Annotated in this window: 20 protein-coding genes; 19 read left to right on the top strand and 1 reads right to left on the bottom strand. The window is 38.3% G+C overall.

The genetic code is table 11. The features are described 5' to 3' along the window. Positions 1-218: 218 nt before the first annotated feature. From ACI48O_RS05275 to fni, 9 genes are all read left to right on the top strand, one after another. The gene (locus ACI48O_RS05275) at positions 219-1,190 is read left to right on the top strand and encodes a YpdA family putative bacillithiol disulfide reductase (RefSeq protein WP_435560684.1); all 972 of its coding nucleotides are present in this window, start codon (positions 219-221) and stop codon (positions 1,188-1,190) included. Positions 1,191-1,293: 103 nt separating this feature from the next. Then, the gene (gene prsW / locus ACI48O_RS05280; protein WP_435560685.1) at positions 1,294-1,989 is read left to right on the top strand and encodes a glutamic-type intramembrane protease PrsW; all 696 of its coding nucleotides are present in this window, start codon (positions 1,294-1,296) and stop codon (positions 1,987-1,989) included. Positions 1,990-2,142: 153 nt separating this feature from the next. Continuing rightward, positions 2,143-3,273 carry a cell wall hydrolase gene (locus ACI48O_RS05285; RefSeq protein WP_435560686.1) on the top strand — a complete coding sequence of 377 codons (1,131 nt, stop codon included), beginning with the start codon at positions 2,143-2,145 and terminating at the stop codon, positions 3,271-3,273. A gap of 14 nt (positions 3,274-3,287) precedes the next feature. Continuing rightward, positions 3,288-4,637, top strand: a complete 1,350-nt coding sequence (gene ypeB / locus ACI48O_RS05290) for a germination protein YpeB (RefSeq protein ID WP_435560687.1) — start codon at positions 3,288-3,290, stop codon at positions 4,635-4,637. A gap of 100 nt (positions 4,638-4,737) precedes the next feature. Continuing rightward, the gene (locus ACI48O_RS05295; protein ID WP_435560688.1) at positions 4,738-4,917 is read left to right on the top strand and encodes a YpfB family protein; all 180 of its coding nucleotides are present in this window, start codon (positions 4,738-4,740) and stop codon (positions 4,915-4,917) included. A gap of 311 nt (positions 4,918-5,228) precedes the next feature. Then, positions 5,229-5,903: a (d)CMP kinase gene (gene cmk, locus ACI48O_RS05300; RefSeq protein ID WP_435560689.1), complete on the top strand. Its 675-nt coding sequence runs from the start codon at positions 5,229-5,231 to the stop codon at positions 5,901-5,903. 2 nt (positions 5,904-5,905) lie between these two features. Next, positions 5,906-6,487 carry a lysophospholipid acyltransferase family protein gene (locus ACI48O_RS05305; RefSeq protein WP_435560690.1) on the top strand — a complete coding sequence of 194 codons (582 nt, stop codon included), beginning with the start codon at positions 5,906-5,908 and terminating at the stop codon, positions 6,485-6,487. A 144-nt stretch (positions 6,488-6,631) separates the two neighbouring features. Continuing rightward, on the top strand, positions 6,632-7,771 hold the full coding sequence (rpsA, locus tag ACI48O_RS05310) for a 30S ribosomal protein S1 (RefSeq protein WP_435560691.1): 1,140 nt from the start codon (positions 6,632-6,634) through the stop codon (positions 7,769-7,771). Between the two features lie 12 nt (positions 7,772-7,783). Beyond that, a complete protein-coding gene (gene fni, locus ACI48O_RS05315) occupies positions 7,784-8,839 on the top strand; it encodes a type 2 isopentenyl-diphosphate Delta-isomerase (RefSeq protein WP_435560692.1) in 1,056 nt (351 codons plus the stop codon). Positions 8,840-8,926: 87 nt separating this feature from the next. On the opposite strand, the gene ACI48O_RS05320 is transcribed toward fni, so the two are convergent. Continuing rightward, positions 8,927-9,070, bottom strand: coding sequence for a YpzI family protein (locus tag ACI48O_RS05320; protein ID WP_435560693.1), 144 nt, complete (start codon positions 9,068-9,070; stop codon positions 8,927-8,929). A 109-nt stretch (positions 9,071-9,179) separates the two neighbouring features. Here ACI48O_RS05320 and ACI48O_RS05325 point away from each other — a divergent pair, with 109 nt between their 5' ends. The 10 genes from ACI48O_RS05325 to mtrB all read left to right on the top strand — a co-directional run bounded on the left by ACI48O_RS05325 (position 9,180) and on the right by mtrB (position 18,283). Further along, positions 9,180-9,788, top strand: coding sequence for a YphA family membrane protein (locus ACI48O_RS05325; protein WP_435560694.1), 609 nt, complete (start codon positions 9,180-9,182; stop codon positions 9,786-9,788). Then, positions 9,785-10,684 (top strand): YIEGIA family protein, encoded by a 900-nt coding sequence (locus ACI48O_RS05330; protein ID WP_435560695.1) that lies wholly within the window; start codon positions 9,785-9,787, stop codon positions 10,682-10,684. The genes ACI48O_RS05325 and ACI48O_RS05330 overlap by 4 nt, the downstream gene beginning before the upstream one ends. After that, on the top strand, positions 10,681-10,866 hold the full coding sequence (locus ACI48O_RS05335) for a capping complex subunit for YIEGIA (RefSeq protein WP_435560696.1): 186 nt from the start codon (positions 10,681-10,683) through the stop codon (positions 10,864-10,866). The genes ACI48O_RS05330 and ACI48O_RS05335 overlap by 4 nt, the downstream gene beginning before the upstream one ends. 789 nt (positions 10,867-11,655) lie before the next feature. Continuing rightward, a complete protein-coding gene (gene der, locus ACI48O_RS05340; protein ID WP_435560697.1) occupies positions 11,656-12,966 on the top strand; it encodes a ribosome biogenesis GTPase Der in 1,311 nt (436 codons plus the stop codon). 66 nt (positions 12,967-13,032) lie between these two features. After that, positions 13,033-14,085, top strand: coding sequence for an NAD(P)H-dependent glycerol-3-phosphate dehydrogenase (locus ACI48O_RS05345; RefSeq protein WP_435560698.1), 1,053 nt, complete (start codon positions 13,033-13,035; stop codon positions 14,083-14,085). 286 nt (positions 14,086-14,371) lie between these two features. Beyond that, the gene (locus tag ACI48O_RS05350; RefSeq protein WP_435560699.1) at positions 14,372-14,572 is read left to right on the top strand and encodes a DUF2768 domain-containing protein; all 201 of its coding nucleotides are present in this window, start codon (positions 14,372-14,374) and stop codon (positions 14,570-14,572) included. 24 nt (positions 14,573-14,596) lie between these two features. Continuing rightward, positions 14,597-15,310, top strand: a complete 714-nt coding sequence (locus ACI48O_RS05355) for a hypothetical protein (protein WP_435560700.1) — start codon at positions 14,597-14,599, stop codon at positions 15,308-15,310. A 323-nt stretch (positions 15,311-15,633) separates the two neighbouring features. Then, positions 15,634-17,112: a stage IV sporulation protein A gene (gene spoIVA / locus ACI48O_RS05360; protein ID WP_435560701.1), complete on the top strand. Its 1,479-nt coding sequence runs from the start codon at positions 15,634-15,636 to the stop codon at positions 17,110-17,112. Positions 17,113-17,503: 391 nt separating this feature from the next. Further along, positions 17,504-17,776 (top strand): HU family DNA-binding protein, encoded by a 273-nt coding sequence (locus tag ACI48O_RS05365; RefSeq protein ID WP_147533792.1) that lies wholly within the window; start codon positions 17,504-17,506, stop codon positions 17,774-17,776. 273 nt (positions 17,777-18,049) lie between these two features. Beyond that, positions 18,050-18,283 (top strand): trp RNA-binding attenuation protein MtrB, encoded by a 234-nt coding sequence (gene mtrB, locus ACI48O_RS05370; RefSeq protein ID WP_435560702.1) that lies wholly within the window; start codon positions 18,050-18,052, stop codon positions 18,281-18,283. Positions 18,284-18,535 lie beyond the last annotated feature (252 nt).

Genomic DNA, 18,535 nt, shown 5'->3' on the forward strand with positions numbered 1-18,535 from the left:
AAAAGCGGAAGCGGCTTGCCCAGGGGCGACAGGCTTAAGACGAGCCAGCCGAAAGGTGGGTTTTACCTTTTGGGTGGATTGGCTTAAGACCCCGAGCCCCTAGCCGCTAGAGCTGGATCTAAAACGTTGAATATTCAAACAAAATCTCCTATCATTAGATGAGATTTTTAATTACGATATCATTACATATAGATCATCAAAGGAGATGAGTTGCGTTTATGCAACATGAAGAAGTAATCGTAGTGGGGGCGGGTCCATGTGGATTGGCAGCGGCCATTGCAGTAAAAAATATCGGAGTAAATCCACTGGTGATTGAAAAGGCAAATGTCGTTAATTCAATTTATCACTATCCGACTCATCAAACTTTTTTTAGCACAAGCGAAAAACTTGAAATTGGAGAGGTTCCCTTTATTACCGAAGATTATAAACCTAGGCGAAATCAAGCGTTGTCCTATTATCGAGAGGTGGCTATTCGGAAGGAACTGCGAATTAACTCTTATGAAAAAGTTCTCGAAGTATTAAAACAAGGAGAAAAATTCCGTGTCATAACAACAAAACAAGAGTATTCAGCATCATTTATCATTATCGCGTCTGGATATTATGATAATCCAAACTATATGAATGTCCCTGGTGAAGACTTGCCAAAAGTTTCCCACTATTTTAAGGAAGCCCATCCCTATTTTGACAAGGATGTTCTTGTTGTCGGTGGAAAAAACTCCAGTGTGGATGCAGCGATTGAATTGGTGAAGGCAGGTGCGAGAGTAACCGTAATCTATCGGGGAAAAGAGTATTCTTCAAGTGTAAAACCATGGATCCTCCCGGAATTCGATTCATTAATTCGCAATGAAAAAATAAAGATGGTGTTTAACGGAAATATAAAAGAAATATTTCCAGATAAGGTTATATACACTGTCGATAAACAAGAGAAAGAGATTAAAAATGATTTTGTGTTCGCGATGACGGGTTATCACCCTGACCATGGTTTTCTTCGAAAAATGGGAATTAACATTGAACAAGACTCCGGTCGTCCATTCTATAATGAAGAAACAATGGAAACCAATATTTCCGGAATTTTTATTGCGGGTGTAATTGCTGCAGGAAATAATGCCAATGAAATCTTTATTGAAAATGGTCGTTTTCACGGGCAGCAAATAGCAGATGCAATTAAAACTAGAAAAAAGACTCTTTGATAATCTTTATTTGGTGTGTTTTGGCTAGAATCCAAAAAGAAGTAATGTTCAATCTTAATCATCCATGATACGATGAAAGAAATTGTTTGAAATGAGGATTCAAATGCTGGGGATTTTATCTGCTGGGATAGCGCCAGGTCTAGCTTTATTAGTTTATTTTTATTTAAAAGACCAATATGGTTCTGAGCCAATTTCGGTTGTGTTTAAAACATTTTTATTTGGTGCCATTCTTGTATTTCCGATTGCATTTATACAATATGTTTTTGAAACGGAAAATCTTGGTCAATCAGGGATGATACATGCTTTTGTTTTAACAGGATTTTTAGAAGAGTTTGTAAAATGGTTTGTGTTAATCTATACAGTATACCAGCATGTTGCCTTTGATGAACCGTATGACGGAATTGTTTATGGAGCAGCTGTTTCTTTAGGATTCGCAACTGCTGAAAATATTCTTTTCTTGTTCGCAAATGGCTTAGAACACGCCATTGGTCGTGCGTTTTTACCTGTTTCAAGCCATGCATTATTTGGTGTAATTATGGGATTTTATATTGGTAAAAGTAAATTTATGACAATATCAAAACGGAAATGGTTATCCCTTTCATTGATTCTCCCTTTTATTTTGCATGGGATCTATGATTATATATTGTTAAACGAACAAAAATGGGCGATGATGATTCTGCCGTTTATGTTGTTTCTATGGTGGTTGGGGATAAGAAAAGTAAAAAGGGCTCGCTATTTAAGTGCCATTCACTACGAAAGCAAGTTTAATATCGAAAAAACGAGACTTTCTACAAAATAAACCTGAAAAACTACAAAAAAGGATTGGTCATTTGCAGACCAGTCCTTTTTTGTGCTCTTTTTCATAAAATAACTTATTATAGTTTTTTGCATAAAAACCCAGTCTCTACGGAAACTACATCTAAGAAATGATTATCATCTGGGGGTAACTTCAATGAGAATTAAATGGTTTCCGATAAAGTATTTGGTTCTGGTTTTATTTTTCAGTCAAATAATATCCTTTTATGGAACTGAAAGAAAGGTACAGGCATTCTCAAATCAAGTTATTCAGCATGGTGCGGTGGGGGAAGATGTAATCGAACTACAATCGAGACTTCAATATATTGGGTTTTATAATGGGAAAATTGATGGAGTTTTTGATTGGAGAACGTATTGGGCCTTAAGAAACTTCCAATATGAATTTGGATTACCGATTGATGGTTTAGCTGGCCAAAAGACGAAGGCAAAGCTTGTTAAAGCCACTAAATATCATAAACAATATGTTCAAAAGCAAATAGGGAAAGGAAATAAGTTCACTCATTATGGCGGGATGGATTTAAACAAACAATCAGCACCTGCTAAACAAAAAGCACCTGCACAATCAAAAACACAAGCGCCGGCAAAGCCAAAAACACAAGCACAAACAAATCCAAAAACGCAAACGCCTGCAAAGTCAAAAACGCAAGCTCAAACAAATCCAAAAAAGCCAACGCCGGCAAAGCCAAAAACGCAAGCTCAAACAAATCCAAAAACACAAGCACCGGCAAAGTCAAAAACGCAAACAAATCCAAAAACACAAGCACCGGCAAAGCCAAAAATGCAAACAAATCCGAGAACACAATCACCTGCAACACCAAGAACACAAGCAATAGCGCCAGCTCCAGCGAAGCCAAAAACGCAAGCTCAGACACCACAAAAAAAACCAACAGCAACCAATACTCCAAATGGATTTTCACAAAATGACATCAAGCTGTTAGCAAATGCTGTTTACGGGGAGTCAAGGGGAGAGCCTTACATCGGACAAGTTGCAGTTGCGGCGGTTATCCTTAATCGGATTAATAGCAGCAACTTTCCAAATACAGTTTCAGGGGTTATTTTTGAACCTGGTGCATTTACTGCTGTGGCAGATGGACAAATTTGGCTCACTCCAAATGAAAACGCCAAAAAAGCCGTGTTAGACGCCTTAAATGGCTGGGACCCTACTGGAGAAGCTATTTATTATTTTAATCCGGACACTGCGACAAATGGCTGGATCTGGTCTAGACCGCAAATTAAGAAAATCGGGAAACACATATTTTGTAAATAGCGAGGTGAATTAATTTGCTTAGAGGAATTATGATAACAGTACTTACATTAGGTGTAGCTGGAACAGCGTATTGGGGCTATCAAGAGCACCGAGAAAAAAATGCAATTCTTATTAATGCGGAAAATAATTATCAGAGGGCTTTCCATGAACTAGTGTATAATGTCGACCTCTTACATGATAAGATTGGTACTACCTTAGCAATGAATTCAAGGAGCTCACTCTCTCCAGCCTTAGCTGAAGTATGGCGGTTAACTTCTCAAGCTCATAATGATGTTGGACAATTGCCGTTAACTCTTCTTCCATTCAATAAAACAGAAGAATTTTTAGCTAAGATAGGTGATTTTAGTTATCAAACGGCGGTAAGAGATTTAGATAAACAACCGCTAAATGATAAAGAATATGCGGCCTTGCAAGGTTTATACAAACAGTCAGCCGACATTCAGTCTGAATTAAGGAAAGTCCAACACCTCGTTCTTAAAAACAATTTGCGTTGGATGGATGTGGAAATGGCGTTAGCCACTGGAAAAGAGAATGCAGATAATACGATCATTGATGGCTTTAAGACAGTTGAAAAAACAGTTGAAGGGTACTCAGAAACTGATTTTGGACCAGCCTTTATCAATATGGATAAAAAGGATGAGAACTATAAATATTTAGCTGGGAAAAATGTATCAAAACAAGAAGCCATTCGAACAGCAAAAAAATATGCAGCCCTAGGGAATAACGTAAAAGTACAGGTAGAAAGCAGCGGTAAGGACTCTGATTACGGATTTTACAGTGTTTCTCTTTTAGAAAAACGATCTGGCCAAGAAGCAAATATGGATATTACTAAAAAAGGCGGTTACCCGATTTGGTTTATCTTATCAAGAGACGTTAATGCACAAAAAATCAGTTTAAATGATGCAACCAATAAAGCCATTGAATTTTTAAAACAAAATGGATTTAAGAACTTAGATTTATTTGAAAGCTCACAATACGATAATATTGGTGTGTTTACATTTGTTTCAAGCGAACAGGATATTCGAATCTATCCGGATGCAATTAAGGTAAAAGTAGCTTTGGATAATGGTCAGTTATTAGGTTTTTCAGCAAATGATTATTTAAAATCACATCATACGAGAGAAATTCCAAAACCAGCTATTACGAAGGATCAAGCCCAAGCAAAAATGAATCCGAATTTAAAGGTGATGGAAAATCGCTTAGCTGTCATTTTGAATGATGTTAAACAAGAGGTTTTATGCTATGAATTTTTAGGAACACTTGGGGAGGATACGTACCGAATCTATATAAATGCAGAGAATGGTATGGAAGAAAAGGTAGAAAAGCTGGAAAATGCCGAACCAATTTATGAAGATGTTGTATAGGAAAAGCTCTAGCTGCTTTTCCTTTTTTTTGTTTTTAGGAATAAAAGATTAGAAAAGATTAACAATAGTAGTATGAATCTGAAATAAGTGGTGAGGATATGTGAAAACATTTGAGAGAATTTTAATGAAGATTGTCTTGATCCAGTTTATTATATTAGTTTTTAGCCAGTTTTTTTTTCATAAAATTGAAGTATTGCCTGAACTACAGCAACTTGCTCGTTATGAGGGTGTGACGGAAGATAATTTTTCGCAAATACTGGAAACCTTTAATGGTAGGTAAAAAGTAGCATGAGTTGTTATGCCCAACCCATGCTTTCTTTTTTGATAGGCTTTGTTAAAGAACAATATGATTTAGAGCACTCTGTTGATCTTCGCTGCAGGTGCGAGACTCCTGCGGGAGAAGGTGTCACGGGAGACCCCACAGGCGCTAAAGCGCCGAGGAGGCTCCCGGACTCCCCCGCTGGGTTGCTGAGCACCTGGAGCGGAAATCAACAGCCTAATGAAAAAAGATATAAATATCATAGAAATAAACTAATTTGTGTTAAAATATATAAGTGTATATTTCAATTGATACATCTTCATGGAGGAATTATGAAAAAAAAGATTTCCATTGCAATTGATGGACCTGCAGCAGCAGGAAAAAGCACAGTTGCAAAAATTGTAGCAGAAAAACTATCGTATCTTTACATTGATACTGGCGCAATGTATCGCGCTTTAACCTTGAAAGCGATTCAAGAAAAACTTGATTTACAAGATGAAGAGCCATTATTGAACAGTTTAAATGATGCTAAAATCATCTTACTGCCAAGTGAAAAAGGGCAGCTCGTTTTTCTTAATGACCTAAATGTTACGGATGATGTGCGAACCGCAGAAGTAACCAATTCTGTTTCGCTTGTGGCCAAACATCCCCTTGTCCGTAAAGAAATGGTTGCAAGACAGAAACAGCTTGCTGCCGGTGGCGGTGTCGTAATGGATGGAAGGGATATTGGCACTCACGTTCTCCCCGAAGCCGAAGTGAAAATTTTCTTACTAGCCAGTGTAGAAGAAAGAGCGATCCGCCGTCATAACGAAAATCTCCTTAAGGGGTTTTCTTCCAATTTAGAACAATTAAAAGAGGAAATCGCATTAAGGGACAAACTTGACTCAGAGCGTGCTGCCTCCCCTTTAAAAAAGGCAGATGACGCGATTGAATTGGACACTACATCCCTTTCAATCAATGAAGTAGTTGAAAAAATCCTCTCATTTGCCTATGAAAGGATAGGATGAGCTTGACCTTTTACGGTTTTGCAAGATCTGTCTGTAATATCGTATTAGCCCCTATTTATCGTTTTGAGGTAATCGGTAGGGAGAACTTCCCTAGTGAGGGGGGCGTGTTATTATGTGCTAATCATATAGATGCCTTAGATCCGCCTGTTGTGGGCATTACCGCACCTCGGCCAGTTCACTTTATGGCAAAGGAAGAGTTGTTCAACGTTCCCGTTCTGGGGAAAATTATTAGCAACGTTCATGCATTTCCTGTTAAACGAGGGTTGAGTGATCGAGAGGCGTTAAGAAAAGGGCTTTCTGTTTTAAAAGAGGGGCATGTACTGGGGTTATTCCCAGAAGGGACGCGAAGTAAAACAGGGGAACTGGGGAAGGGTCTTGCTGGAGCTGGATTTTTTGCTTTACGATCAAATGCAGTCGTCGTTCCATGTGCCATTATTGGGCCTTATAGACCCTTTAGAAAGTTAAAAGTAGTATATGGGAAACCTATTGATTTAACGGAGGCCAAAAGTACTAAAATGTCGACAGAAGAAACGACAGAACTGATAATGGATGCTATCCGAAAGCTGATTAATACGTACAAATAGGTGTTTCATGCTTGACAAAAGCTACTATTTATAAGAAGTTAGATAAAAGGGCTTTTTTCTGAAAATTTCAGCCTGATATTATGGTGATGATTTTGTCACATCATATAAACTTTCAAGCAGTCATTGGATTAAGGAGGAGTACATATGGTAGAAGATATGAATCAAGTCGAAGTTTCAAATTTTGAAGTTGGTGACAAAGTAAGCGGCCAAGTAACAAAAGTGGAAGAAAAACAGGTTCTTGTCAATATTCAGAACAGCAAATTGGATGGAATTATTCCAATTAGTGAACTATCTAGCCTCCATGTAGAAAAAGCATCTGATGCTGTTGCTGAGGGTGATGAATTAGAACTTGAAGTGATAAAGGTAGAAGAAGATGCATTAATTTTGTCAAAACGTAAAGTAGATGCTGAAAAAGCATGGGACAACTTAGAGGAAAAATTTAATAGCGGGGAAGTTTTCGAAGCTGAAATTAAAGATGTAGTCAAGGGCGGTTTAGTCGTTGATTTAGGTGTTCGCGGCTTTGTTCCTGCGTCTTTGGTTGAAGCATTCTTTGTTGAAGATTTTTCAGATTACAAAGGAAGATCCCTATCCTTCAAAATTGTCGAACTTGACAAAGAAAAAAACCGTTTGATCCTCTCTCATCGTGCCGTAGTAGAGGAACAGAAGGATAAGCAAAAACAAAACTTGATTGGGTCCCTTGAGGCAGGTCAAGTATTAGAAGGTACTGTACAAAGAATCACGGATTTTGGGGCTTTTGTTGATATCGGAGGCGTTGATGGACTTGTTCATATCTCACAATTGTCTCACCAGCATGTTGACAAGCCGTCAGACGTGGTAGAAGAAGGACAAAAAGTTCAAGTTAAGATTTTAAGTGTTGATCGTGACCATGATCGAATTTCATTATCGATAAAAGATACTCTTCCTGGACCTTGGGCTAATATTGCCGACCGCGCTCCTAAGGGTAGTATTTTAACAGGTGTTGTGAAACGTCTAGTTTCATACGGCGCGTTTGTTGAAGTGTTCCCTGGCGTTGAGGGCTTAGTTCATATTTCGCAAATTGCCCATAAGCATATTGGTACTCCACATGAAGTATTAAAAGAAGGTCAGGAAGTAAATGTAAAAGTATTAGAAGTAAATGAACAAGACCAACGACTTTCATTGAGCATTAAAGAGTTACTTGAGAAAGAAGTGGACGAAGTCGTTGATTATGAATTACCTGAAGAATCAAAGGGCTTCCAGCTTGGCGAAATGATCGGGGATAAATTAAAGAATCTTAAAAACTAATGGTGATCAAATGTGACTAGATCTGAACGAAAGTGGGAACATATACGTCTTGCTTTAAAAACTGGTAAAGAAATGAACAGCAGTTTTGAGGATGTTACCTTTGTTCATCGTAGTCTCCCGGATACAAGTCTTGCACAAATTAAATTAAGTACAAAAATTGGTGAACTTTTGCTGAGTTCACCAATTTTTATAAATGCAATGACTGGGGGCGGAGGTCAACAGACTCTCGAAATCAATAAAAATTTAGCCGTCGTTGCTAAAGAGGCTGGTTTAGCAATGGCAGTTGGTTCTCAAATGTCAGCTTTAAAAGACAGTCGTGAGCAAGAAACTTATAAGATAGTCCGTAAACTGAACTCGGAAGGAATCATTATTGGAAACCTGGGCTGGGAAGCAACGGTTGAACAGGCAAAACACGCTGTTGAGATGATTCAAGCGAATGCTTTACAAATTCATGTGAATTCAGTTCAAGAGTTAACCATGCCCGAGGGAGATCGTGATTTTACCGGAGCTCTTTCAAGAATTGAAGCGATCGTCTCTCAAGTAGGTGTCCCAGTGATTGTTAAAGAGGTTGGTTTCGGAATGGGGCAGGAAACGATAAAGCAATTAGCTTCTATCGGCGTTACCACGGTGGACGTCGGCGGATTTGGCGGAACCAACTTTGCAAGAATTGAAAATGAACGCAGAAAACAACAGCAGCTTACTTTTTTTAATAATTGGGGGATCCCAAGCCCCGTTTCCATTGTCGAAGCTAAGAGCTGCAACCTGCCTGTCACCATTATAGGGTCCGGCGGAATACAAACTAGTCTGGATATCGCTAAAGCTCTAGCCTTAGGGGCAAGTGGAGTAGGAATGGCCGGAGTTTTGTTAAAGATCTTGATAGAAAACGGAATCGAACCATTGTATGAAAAGCTCAACCAACTTCATCAGGAGCTTTCGATTATTATGACAGCGCTCGGAGCAAAAACAATCAAAGAATTACAGAATGTACCACTAATTCTTAAAGGGGAAACCCACCATTGGTTAACAGAACGAGGAATTAATACGAAACAATATAGTCAAAGAGGCTGACCTGAGCGGGTCAGCCTCTTTTGTTATTTTTTAGTTAAATGGTTTGGAAAAAGAAGCTCATCCAGCTTTATCACGCAGGACGATAACCTAGCTATATTTTGAATCATTAAGCTTCCGTGCTTCTTCAGGGCTCTGCATTTTTGTAGCCCCCGGGTAGTGAAGTGCTTGATCACGATCTGATTCCACTCTTTCACTGGCCTTAAGCTTTTTTTCTTGGCGATCCTTACCCAATTAAACCACCTCCTATCTCTTAACATGATGCAAGTGTGAAAGTTTCATTCATTCATGAATGAAGTACATATTCTTGACCGATAATGGAAATGTTAGGAGGTAGTGCCTTATGGAGGGGATATTCTTTTATTGGGTTGCGTGGTTTTTTTGGATTATTGCAGCTTTCTTAATAAAAAAGTCATCACAATATCGGGATAAGCTGTTCTTCTGTATTCTTTTGGCCATTATTCTTATACCCTTCAACCCAACTATTGCAGGTAATCAAGTTAATCTTGGATTATTGTTTCTGTTATTCGTATTTTTACTGCAGGTAAATGCTCTGAGGAAGCTAACAGGTTTATATATCTTAATAAGCTCCTTTATCGTGATGCTTGCTTATGCAAGTTTCCTGCTTTTTGAATTGTATGACCCCATATGGGTTCTTTTTAACCGAAATTGGATGGTCGCATGTGCCTTAGTATATTTATGTATTCTTTTAAACTCGGACAAAGCACAACGATTTTATACGATTGTAATTGGGATGATCCAGGGTGAATTTTTGTATTCAATTTTTGTAAATAAATATAGTTTTCCTTATCCAATCGGAGCAACTGCCTTTTTAGATGCACTGGCCGTAACATTACTTGTCTTATATATATGGAGTTTGTGTGAAACAGTCACAGTCTATGTGGGTCAACAAATGAATCAGCATGTAAGGGGGAAACAGAAGTCAACATGAACGAATATACTTTACCGATTGCTTTTGGTGTCATTATCGGAACATTAAGCAGAATTTATATGTTGAGAACGGATTACCGTCAATATCCTACTTATCTCCATGGGAAAATTATCCACATTGCGTTAGGGTTTATTGCAGCAGGCTTAGGGACGGTTGCAGTTCCGGCAATATTAGAAGAAGAGTTTACAGCGATAACCTTTTTAACAATTGCCGCCTCGCAATTTCGTGAAGTACGGAATATGGAACGGAATACGTTAACTGAATTGGATGGGTATGAAATGGTCCCACGCGGTAGTACGTATATTGAGGGGATTTCAATAGCCTTTGAAAGTAGAAATTATTTAGTTATTTTAACATCCTTAGTGTCAACAACAGGTTATTTACTGATGAATATTTGGGTTGGCCTAGCAGCGGGGATTATCTCAGTCCTCATTTCAAAATCATTAATGTCGGGTGGGAGAATTAAGGACATTGTCGATATTGAATATGTTAAACCACGATTTGAAGGTGCAGGTCTTTATGTGGATAACATCTATATTATGAATATCGGTTTACCCAAAAGGCAAGAGGAGGTGTTGAAATATGGAATGGGATTTATTCTTAAACCCAAAAATTTTAACGCCAGAACCACGATCGCTAATCTAGGACAGCGCCAGGCTATCCTTCACGACGTTTCAACCGCTTTAGGTGTATACAGGGATTCTGGAACCCCTGCTCTTGTTCCGCTTGCCAAAAGAGATCTTGATGATGGTAGAATTGGAGTTTTTGTCCTACCTCAGGAAAAAAACATCGACAAAGCACTGGAAATTATCGGGCGGGTTCCAACCTTAGAAAACGCGATCAGAATGCCAACTGAACGGAAAAAGCAAGATTCTAAGGGGGGAGCGACGAAATGACACACGAAAAATATATATTAGCCATTATTACGACCAATAGTAAAAAAATCCCCTTCGGTTCCAATGTTTTTTTCTGTGATACGAAGGAGGAAATGGAGCATATTGCAGCGAACCTGGAGGCAATTCTTGATGGAATTGCCCATGCGCTAACGGATGAACTGTTTATTATCGTAAAACATTAGCATGTAGAACTATTATTTTAATTCGGGGTTCACTGGCCAAAACCAGGTGGGAAAAAGCGAAAAGTGGCCAGTAGAGAGGGTTCACTGGCCAAAACTAGGCGGGAAAAAGCCAAAAGTGGCCAGTAGGGAGGGTTCACTGGCCAAAACTAGGCGGGAAAAAGCTGAAAGTGGCCAATAGAAGGGTTTCACTGGCCAAAACCAGGTGGTAAAAAGTGAAAAGTGGCCAATAGGACGGTTTCACTGGCCAAAACCAAGCGAAAAAAAGCGAAAAGTGGCCAGTAGGACGGTTTCACTGGCCAAAACCAGGTGGGAAAAAGAGAAAAGTGGCCAATAGAAGGGTTTCACTGGCCAAAACTAAGCAGGAAAAAGCCAAAAGTGGCCAGTAGAAGGGTTTCACTGGCCAAAACCAAGCAGAAAAAAGCGAAAAGTGGCCAGTAGAACGGTTTCACTGGCCAAAACCAAGCAGAAAAAAGCGAAATTGGCCAGTAGAGAGGGTTCACTGACCAAACTCAAGTATCTGATATACGCAGTTCGGGTGCATGAGCTTTTGTTCATTCCAATGTTTTCATTGCTTGGAAGTTTTTCCTTTGATAAAATAATAAAGTTGGACCCTTCTCTTAAAAAAGGAAGGGTTTCTTTTCTTAATAAGAAAATTATTGCTGCCTGAGGAACGATCTCCACCGCTCAGTGTCATGTGACCACGCTGAACGTTTGCTTCCGCTTTTCAAAGTTGGAATCTAAAATAAATTTTTGTCATAATAAATTTAGCAGGAAAGAAAGGGTGGTTTTATGGTAAAACCAGTAGTTGCCATCGTTGGGCGCCCGAATGTTGGTAAATCAACTATATTTAATCGCATTGTTGGCGAACGTATTTCAATCGTAGAAGATATTCCAGGTGTAACCCGTGATCGTATTTACAGCTCAGCTGAGTGGTTAACCCATGACTTTAATATTATCGATACAGGGGGAATTGATCTTGGTGATGAGCCGTTCCTAGAGCAAATTCGTCAACAAGCAGAGATTGCCATTGATGAAGCAGATGTCATTATTTTTATCACAAATGGCAGAGAGGGAGTAACGGCGGCTGATGAGGAAGTTGCCAAAATCCTTTACAAATCGAAAAAACCGATTGTTCTTGCTGTCAATAAAGTGGACAACCCGGAAATGAGAGATCAAATTTATGACTTTTATGCCCTAGGATTTGGCGAACCGATTGCTATATCTGGGTCACACGGCTTAGGCTTGGGTGACTTGCTTGATGAAGCAGCTAAGCATTTTCCGAATACAAAGGATAAAGGCTATGATGACGATATTATTAAATTTAGTTTGATCGGGCGGCCGAATGTAGGGAAATCGTCACTCGTTAATGCTATGTTAGGCGAAGAGCGTGTAATTGTCAGTGATATCGCTGGAACAACTCGAGATGCGATTGACTCAGCTCTTACTGTGAATGGTCAACGATACATAATCATTGATACAGCAGGAATGAGAAAAAAAGGAAAAGTATATGAGACAACAGAAAAATATAGTGTTTTAAGAGCGTTGCGAGCGATTGAACGTTCAGACGTTGTCTTAGTGGTGATAAACGCAGAAGAAGGAATTATTGAACATGATAAAAAGATTGCTGGTTATGCTCATGAAGCAGGTCGAGCAGTTGTTATCGTTGTCAATAAGTGGGATGCAGTTGAAAAAGATGAAAAAACGATGAAGGAATTCGAGCAAAAGATCCGCGAACATTTTCTGTTTTTAGATTATGCTCCAATTGTTTTTCTTTCAGCAAAAACAAAAAAACGGATTCACACTTTAATTCCAATGATCCAAATGGCAAGTGAAAATCATTCGAAACGGGTTCCAACTACGGTTCTAAATGATGTCATTATGGATGCTGTAGCAATGAATCCAACACCAACAGACAAAGGAAACCGGTTGAAGATCTATTATACGACTCAAGTTTCGGTCAAACCGCCAACCTTCGTCGTCTTTGTTAATGATCCGGAATTACTTCATTTTTCATATGAGCGTTTTCTTGAAAATCGGATTCGCGATGCCTTTGGATTTGAAGGTACACCGATCAAAATATTTGCGAGAGAAAGAAAATAAACCCAATGGCGAGAAGCTTTTAAACTATTTAACAAGCTTTTGCTTATTAGAGAAGGGGGTATCTTGATGAACCGAAAGAAGGAAAAAGTAGCTGTCATTGGAGCTGGTAGCTGGGGAACAGCTTTAGCTTTAGTACTTGCCGATAACGGACATGAAGTTCGGCTTTGGGGACATAATGAAGCTCAAATCGAAGAAATCAATCAATTTCATACAAATAAAAAATATCTTCCGGAAATTTTGTTGCCAGATACGATTAAAGGCTATTCATCTTTAGCAGAGGCCCTTGAAGGTCTGGAATTAATTGTTTTAGCTGTGCCAACAAAAGCGATCAGGGAAGTTTTAAGGAATATCATTGAAGTCAGAACAGAACCATTAACGGTTGTCCATGTCAGTAAAGGAATTGAACCAGATTCGTTGCTACGGATCTCAGAAATTATTGAGCAAGAAATGCCTCAGCATTTATTGAAGGATGTTGTTGTTCTTTCTGGTCCTAGTCATGCTGAAGAAGTAAGCTTGCGCCATCCTACAACGGTGGCTGTTTCCTCAAAAAATATGGATGCTGCAGAAGCGGTTCAAGACTTATTTATTAATAATAATTTCCGTGTGTACACAAACCCTGATATTATTGGGGTTGAAATAGGCGGAGCTTTAAAAAATATCATTGCTCTCGCTGCCGGCATCTCGGACGGTCTTGGTTTTGGCGATAATGCCAAAGCGGCATTAATGACAAGAGGTTTAGCGGAAATTGCTCGGCTTGGAACGAAAATGGGCGCTAATCCCCTAACCTTTTCCGGGTTAGCCGGTATCGGTGATTTAATCGTAACCTGTACAAGTGTTCATTCTCGTAACTGGCGTGCCGGAAATTTACTTGGTAAAGGTCAAAGCCTTGATGAGGTATTAGAAAACATGGGGATGGTAGTTGAAGGGGTTAGAACAACAAAAGCCGCTTATCAACTATCACAAAAATATGATGTAAGTATGCCAATTTCTAATGTTCTTTATAATCTTCTTTTTAATAATATAAATCCTAATGATGCAGTAGAGTCGTTAATGGGAAGAGTAAAGACATTTGAAATGGATGATTTAGTTAACATTTTAGATGAAAGATTGAATGATTAATTAAAAAATATAGGCATTCGACGATGCGATTTTAATTTGTTTTGCATAAAATGCAACGAAGCAACTGGTAGTTTGAACCGGTGTTTTGGGTTTATTAGTCACCTAGACTGAAGTAAAGATATTGCCCCGTCTTTACTTCAGTCTTTTTTTGCCCATTTTTAACTGTTCACTATCCCTTGATTCTTCACAATCGAATAAAGTCGAAATATTATATTTTTTTTTGATGAAACCATTTTTTAATAAAGAACGTGTGATATAATACATTTCGAACAAAGGAGTGTTTAAAATGTCACAGTCTTTAATAAAAATGTGGATATCTTTGGCTGGTATGGGTCTTATGTTTTTATCACTTGGTTTTATTTATGTAAGTCGTTTTAAACTAAAGGGGATTTTAAAGTTTGTTACTGGCCTTATTGCTTATGGTTTAATGATTATCTCAGGTTTAATCATATTATTTGTCGTTTTAAGTGGACCAACGGTAGATTAAAATACATAGATTGTAGGGTTGAGGATGAAAAAATTCATTTCATTTTTCATAATTATGCTTGCTAGTTTACTTTTATCTGCATGTATGTATCCGGAGGAAGAACTGGCTCAAAATAAAGTGCCGTATCAAGATCAAATTCAAGCTGTGCAATCAGCAGTAAATCAGTTTCGTGAAGCGAATGGGGGAATTTTGCCAATCAAGACAAAAGAAGCCCAAACCCCCATCTATCAAAAATACCCGATTGACTTTAAAAAAATTGCCCCAGCATATATGAGTGAACCCCCAGGTAATGCATTTGAAAGTGGGGGGATATTTCAATATGTTTTAGTGGATGTGGAAGAAAATCCAACCGTTAAGCTATTGGATATCAGAATGGCAGAAACGATTCGTGAAATTAAGATTCGAATTCAAACAAAAGGGTATCCTCCTTATAAAGAAAAGCTCGCAAATAATATTTTTTCTTTAGATTATAAAAAATTAGGTTATAAGGAAGAACCGGTTGTCGTAAGTCCGTTTACACAAAAAAATCTTCCGTTAATCGTGGATGGGAACTCAGAGGTTTATGTGGATTATCGAAGTGATTTATATGAAGCTCTGAAGAAAAATGAGCATGCATATAAGCCCGGAGAAGACATTCGCGGGCTCCTCGTAAAGGATTCTATGTTTGTTCCAGCGTATTCTTTGCCATACACGATTGATGAAACTACAAAAGAACCTATCTTTTTAGAAAGTAAGTAAATAAATTTTGCAATCCTCATCAAGGCTCCATAATACAGGCAATATATAAACGCCTTGTGCTTTTTAAGAAATTAGTCATAACCCTTTTTCTACAAAATATATTGTAGGAGAAGGGTTTTTGTTTTTGATCCTTTCTTTATAAACGATCCTTATATAAATAATTAGGTTAAATGAAATAAGTTTTAATGCAGGGGGGTAAAAAAATTAACAAATCAGTCATAAGATGGTAGGACAACATCATAAACATATATTGTCTAATAGTATCTAAAAGAAATGATTTGGATAATATTATCCCACTAACTCAAGATTCAGGAGGGGATCACTTGGAAAAGATAGATATTTTTAAAGATATCGCGGAACGGACTGGCGGTGACATTTATCTAGGGGTAGTTGGAGCTGTTCGAACCGGTAAATCTACTTTTATTAAAAAGTTTATGGAGCTGGTAGTATTACCAAACATACGAAGTGAGGCGGAGCGGGCCCGTACCCAAGATGAACTCCCTCAAAGTGCTGCTGGAAAAACCATTATGACAACAGAACCGAAATTTGTTCCAAATCAAGCATGCTCTGTACATGTTGATGAAGGCTTAGAAGTAAATATTAGACTAGTAGATTGCGTTGGTTATACAGTTCCTGGGGCAAAGGGATATGAAGATGAAAATGGTCCTAGAATGATCACGACACCTTGGTATGAAGAACCAATCCCGTTTCATGAAGCAGCTGAGATTGGGACGAGAAAGGTCATTCAAGAGCATTCTACAATAGGCGTTGTCATCACTACTGACGGTACGATTGGTGAAATTCCTCGCTCTAATTATCTTGAGGCTGAAGAAAGAGTGATCGAGGAATTAAAGGAAGTCGGGAAACCATTTATTATGATTGTAAACAGTGCCCAACCATATCATCCAAACACAGAGTCTTTGCGGAATGATTTAGCAGAGAAATATGATATTCCAGTCTTGGCGATGAGTGTTGAAAGCATGCGCGAGACAGATGTTTTAAACGTGCTGCGTGAAGCATTATATGAATTCCCTGTGCTAGAAGTGAATGTTAATTTACCGAGCTGGGTTATGGTGTTAAGAGAGAACCATTGGCTGCGTGAAAGTTACCAAGACGCTGTGAAAGACACGGTTAAAGATATTAAGAGGCTAAGAGATGTCGATCGTGTCGTTCACCAGTTTAGTGACTTTGAATTTATTGATCGTGCAGGCCTTGCAGGAATTGAAATGGGGCAAGGTGTTGCTGAAATAGATTTGTTTGCACCAGATGAGTTGTATGACGAAGTTTTAAAAGAAATTGTTGGGGTGGAAATACGTGGCAAGGATCATTTGCTCGAATTAATGCAGGATTTTGCTCATGCCAAAACAGAATATGATCAGGTCTCAGAGGCGTTAAAAATGGTAAAGCAAACCGGATATGGCATTGCGGCCCCATCCTTAGCTGACATGAGCCTTGATGAGCCGGAAATCATTCGGCAAGGATCACGCTTCGGTGTTAGATTAAAAGCCGTAGCTCCATCGATTCATATGATTAAAGTAGATGTTGAATCAGAATTTGCCCCTATAATTGGGACGGAAAAGCAAAGCGAGGAACTGGTTCGATATTTAATGCAAGATTTTGAAGATGATCCATTGTCGATTTGGAACTCAGATATTTTTGGGCGCAGCCTCAGTTCAATCGTTCGAGAAGGAATCCAAGCCAAGCTTTCACTAATGCCGGAAAATGCAAGATATAAATTAAAGGAAACGTTGGAGCGAATTATCAATGAAGGTTCCGGCGGATTAATCGCGATTATTTTATAAGGAAAAGACTGACTCGCAATGAGTCAGTCTTTTCTTGTATTTAAGATATATTCGGTTAATTACCTATGAAAATAGGGCAAAAGGTGAAAAACTTATTACAATTATGTTTCAGAAGATGAAAAGATTGCCATTATTTCGCGGAATCTTCTTGATAAGCGTAAATGATTGTGATAATCTTTTAACAGAATTAGCGTTAGGGTGTCGCAAAACCTTATCACTAAAGGGTTTTCGCGTTATTTTTTGCTTGTAATCTGTATTTTTTAAAAAAATAGGTTGCAACAATAAATAAAAATACATTATAACGTATAAAATTCTGTGATTTTGTTTAGAAATGTAGGTAAGATCCTATTTTTTACTGAATCGTACCAATTTTCGGGAGGAGGTGAAAAGCATGAACAAAACAGAACTTATTAGTGCAGTTGCTGAAGCTAGCGAACTTTCTAAGAAAGACGCTACTAAAGCAGTTGATGCTGTTTTCGATACAATCTTAGAAGCTCTAAAAAACGGTGATAAAGTTCAATTAATCGGTTTTGGAAACTTCGAGGTTCGTGAACGCGCTGCTCGTAAAGGTCGTAACCCACAAACTGGGGATGAAATCGAAATCGCTGCAAGCAAAGTTCCTGCTTTCAAACCAGGCAAAGCGCTTAAAGATGCAGTTAAATAATTACATAAACTTGTCTTGAGCGAATGCTTAAGCAAAAGACCGCGTGAAAAATCCGCGGTCTTTTTTCATAAAGTACCTCAAAACATGCGTGTTAACAAATTTTTTATCGTACATAAAAACCTGTCGCCTTTGCTTGTGTTAAAATGAATATGCTAATATGTAAATAAACATTAATATTTGTAGAATTTTGTCTCCTAACCGCTCTTTTTTGCTTGTGTTATTTAGTGGACATAATGGTTTTATTTTATGACAATATACTGGGGGTGACTTTTAGTGGAAAGAAAAAATGTTAACGGGGATTATATTGTCATTAAAGCCAGTGAAGATGGTGTAAATGTAATCGGATTGACAAGGGGAACAGACACTAGATTCCATCACTCCGAAAAGCTTGATAAAGGGGAAGTATTGATTGCTCAATTTACCGAACATACTTCTGCTATAAAAATCAGGGGTAATGCAAAGATTTTGACCTGTTATGGTGAGATGGAAAGCGAAACAAAAAAATAATATCGACCTTGGTATACATGTCTTTTTTTATCATCGGGGAGAAGGTTTTTTTAAATAATAAATATGCCCAACGTAGTATCTTTATGATATAATTGTGACTGCCTTTATTTGAGGAAAGATTCAATGGATTGAATTGATTCAATTGAATAGGGCACTTTTTTTATGCGGAAAAGGAAACAGCTTTGCGCAATCATTTCTTTCACGGTAATAATAAATAGATGGCTGTTAACACATTAACGTTTATGCCTAGAT

It is taken from the genome of Neobacillus terrisolis (genome assembly GCF_051233475.1).
Taxonomy (GTDB): domain Bacteria; phylum Bacillota; class Bacilli; order Bacillales; family Cytobacillaceae; genus Bacillus_BU.

Coding starts and splice junctions, on each gene's coding strand:
- ACI48O_RS05355 (WP_435560700.1), top strand. CDS start 14,597: ATGAAAAAATTCATTTCATTTTTCATAATTATGCTTGCTAGTTTACTT.
- ACI48O_RS05350 (WP_435560699.1), top strand. CDS start 14,372: ATGTCACAGTCTTTAATAAAAATGTGGATATCTTTGGCTGGTATGGGT.
- ACI48O_RS05335 (WP_435560696.1), top strand. CDS start 10,681: ATGACACACGAAAAATATATATTAGCCATTATTACGACCAATAGTAAA.
- ACI48O_RS05325 (WP_435560694.1), top strand. CDS start 9,180: ATGGAGGGGATATTCTTTTATTGGGTTGCGTGGTTTTTTTGGATTATT.
- ACI48O_RS05275 (WP_435560684.1), top strand. CDS start 219: ATGCAACATGAAGAAGTAATCGTAGTGGGGGCGGGTCCATGTGGATTG.
- cmk (WP_435560689.1), top strand. CDS start 5,229: ATGAAAAAAAAGATTTCCATTGCAATTGATGGACCTGCAGCAGCAGGA.
- der (WP_435560697.1), top strand. CDS start 11,656: ATGGTAAAACCAGTAGTTGCCATCGTTGGGCGCCCGAATGTTGGTAAA.
- rpsA (WP_435560691.1), top strand. CDS start 6,632: ATGGTAGAAGATATGAATCAAGTCGAAGTTTCAAATTTTGAAGTTGGT.
- ACI48O_RS05285 (WP_435560686.1), top strand. CDS start 2,143: ATGAGAATTAAATGGTTTCCGATAAAGTATTTGGTTCTGGTTTTATTT.
- ACI48O_RS05330 (WP_435560695.1), top strand. CDS start 9,785: ATGAACGAATATACTTTACCGATTGCTTTTGGTGTCATTATCGGAACA.
- prsW (WP_435560685.1), top strand. CDS start 1,294: ATGCTGGGGATTTTATCTGCTGGGATAGCGCCAGGTCTAGCTTTATTA.
- ACI48O_RS05345 (WP_435560698.1), top strand. CDS start 13,033: ATGAACCGAAAGAAGGAAAAAGTAGCTGTCATTGGAGCTGGTAGCTGG.
- ACI48O_RS05365 (WP_147533792.1), top strand. CDS start 17,504: ATGAACAAAACAGAACTTATTAGTGCAGTTGCTGAAGCTAGCGAACTT.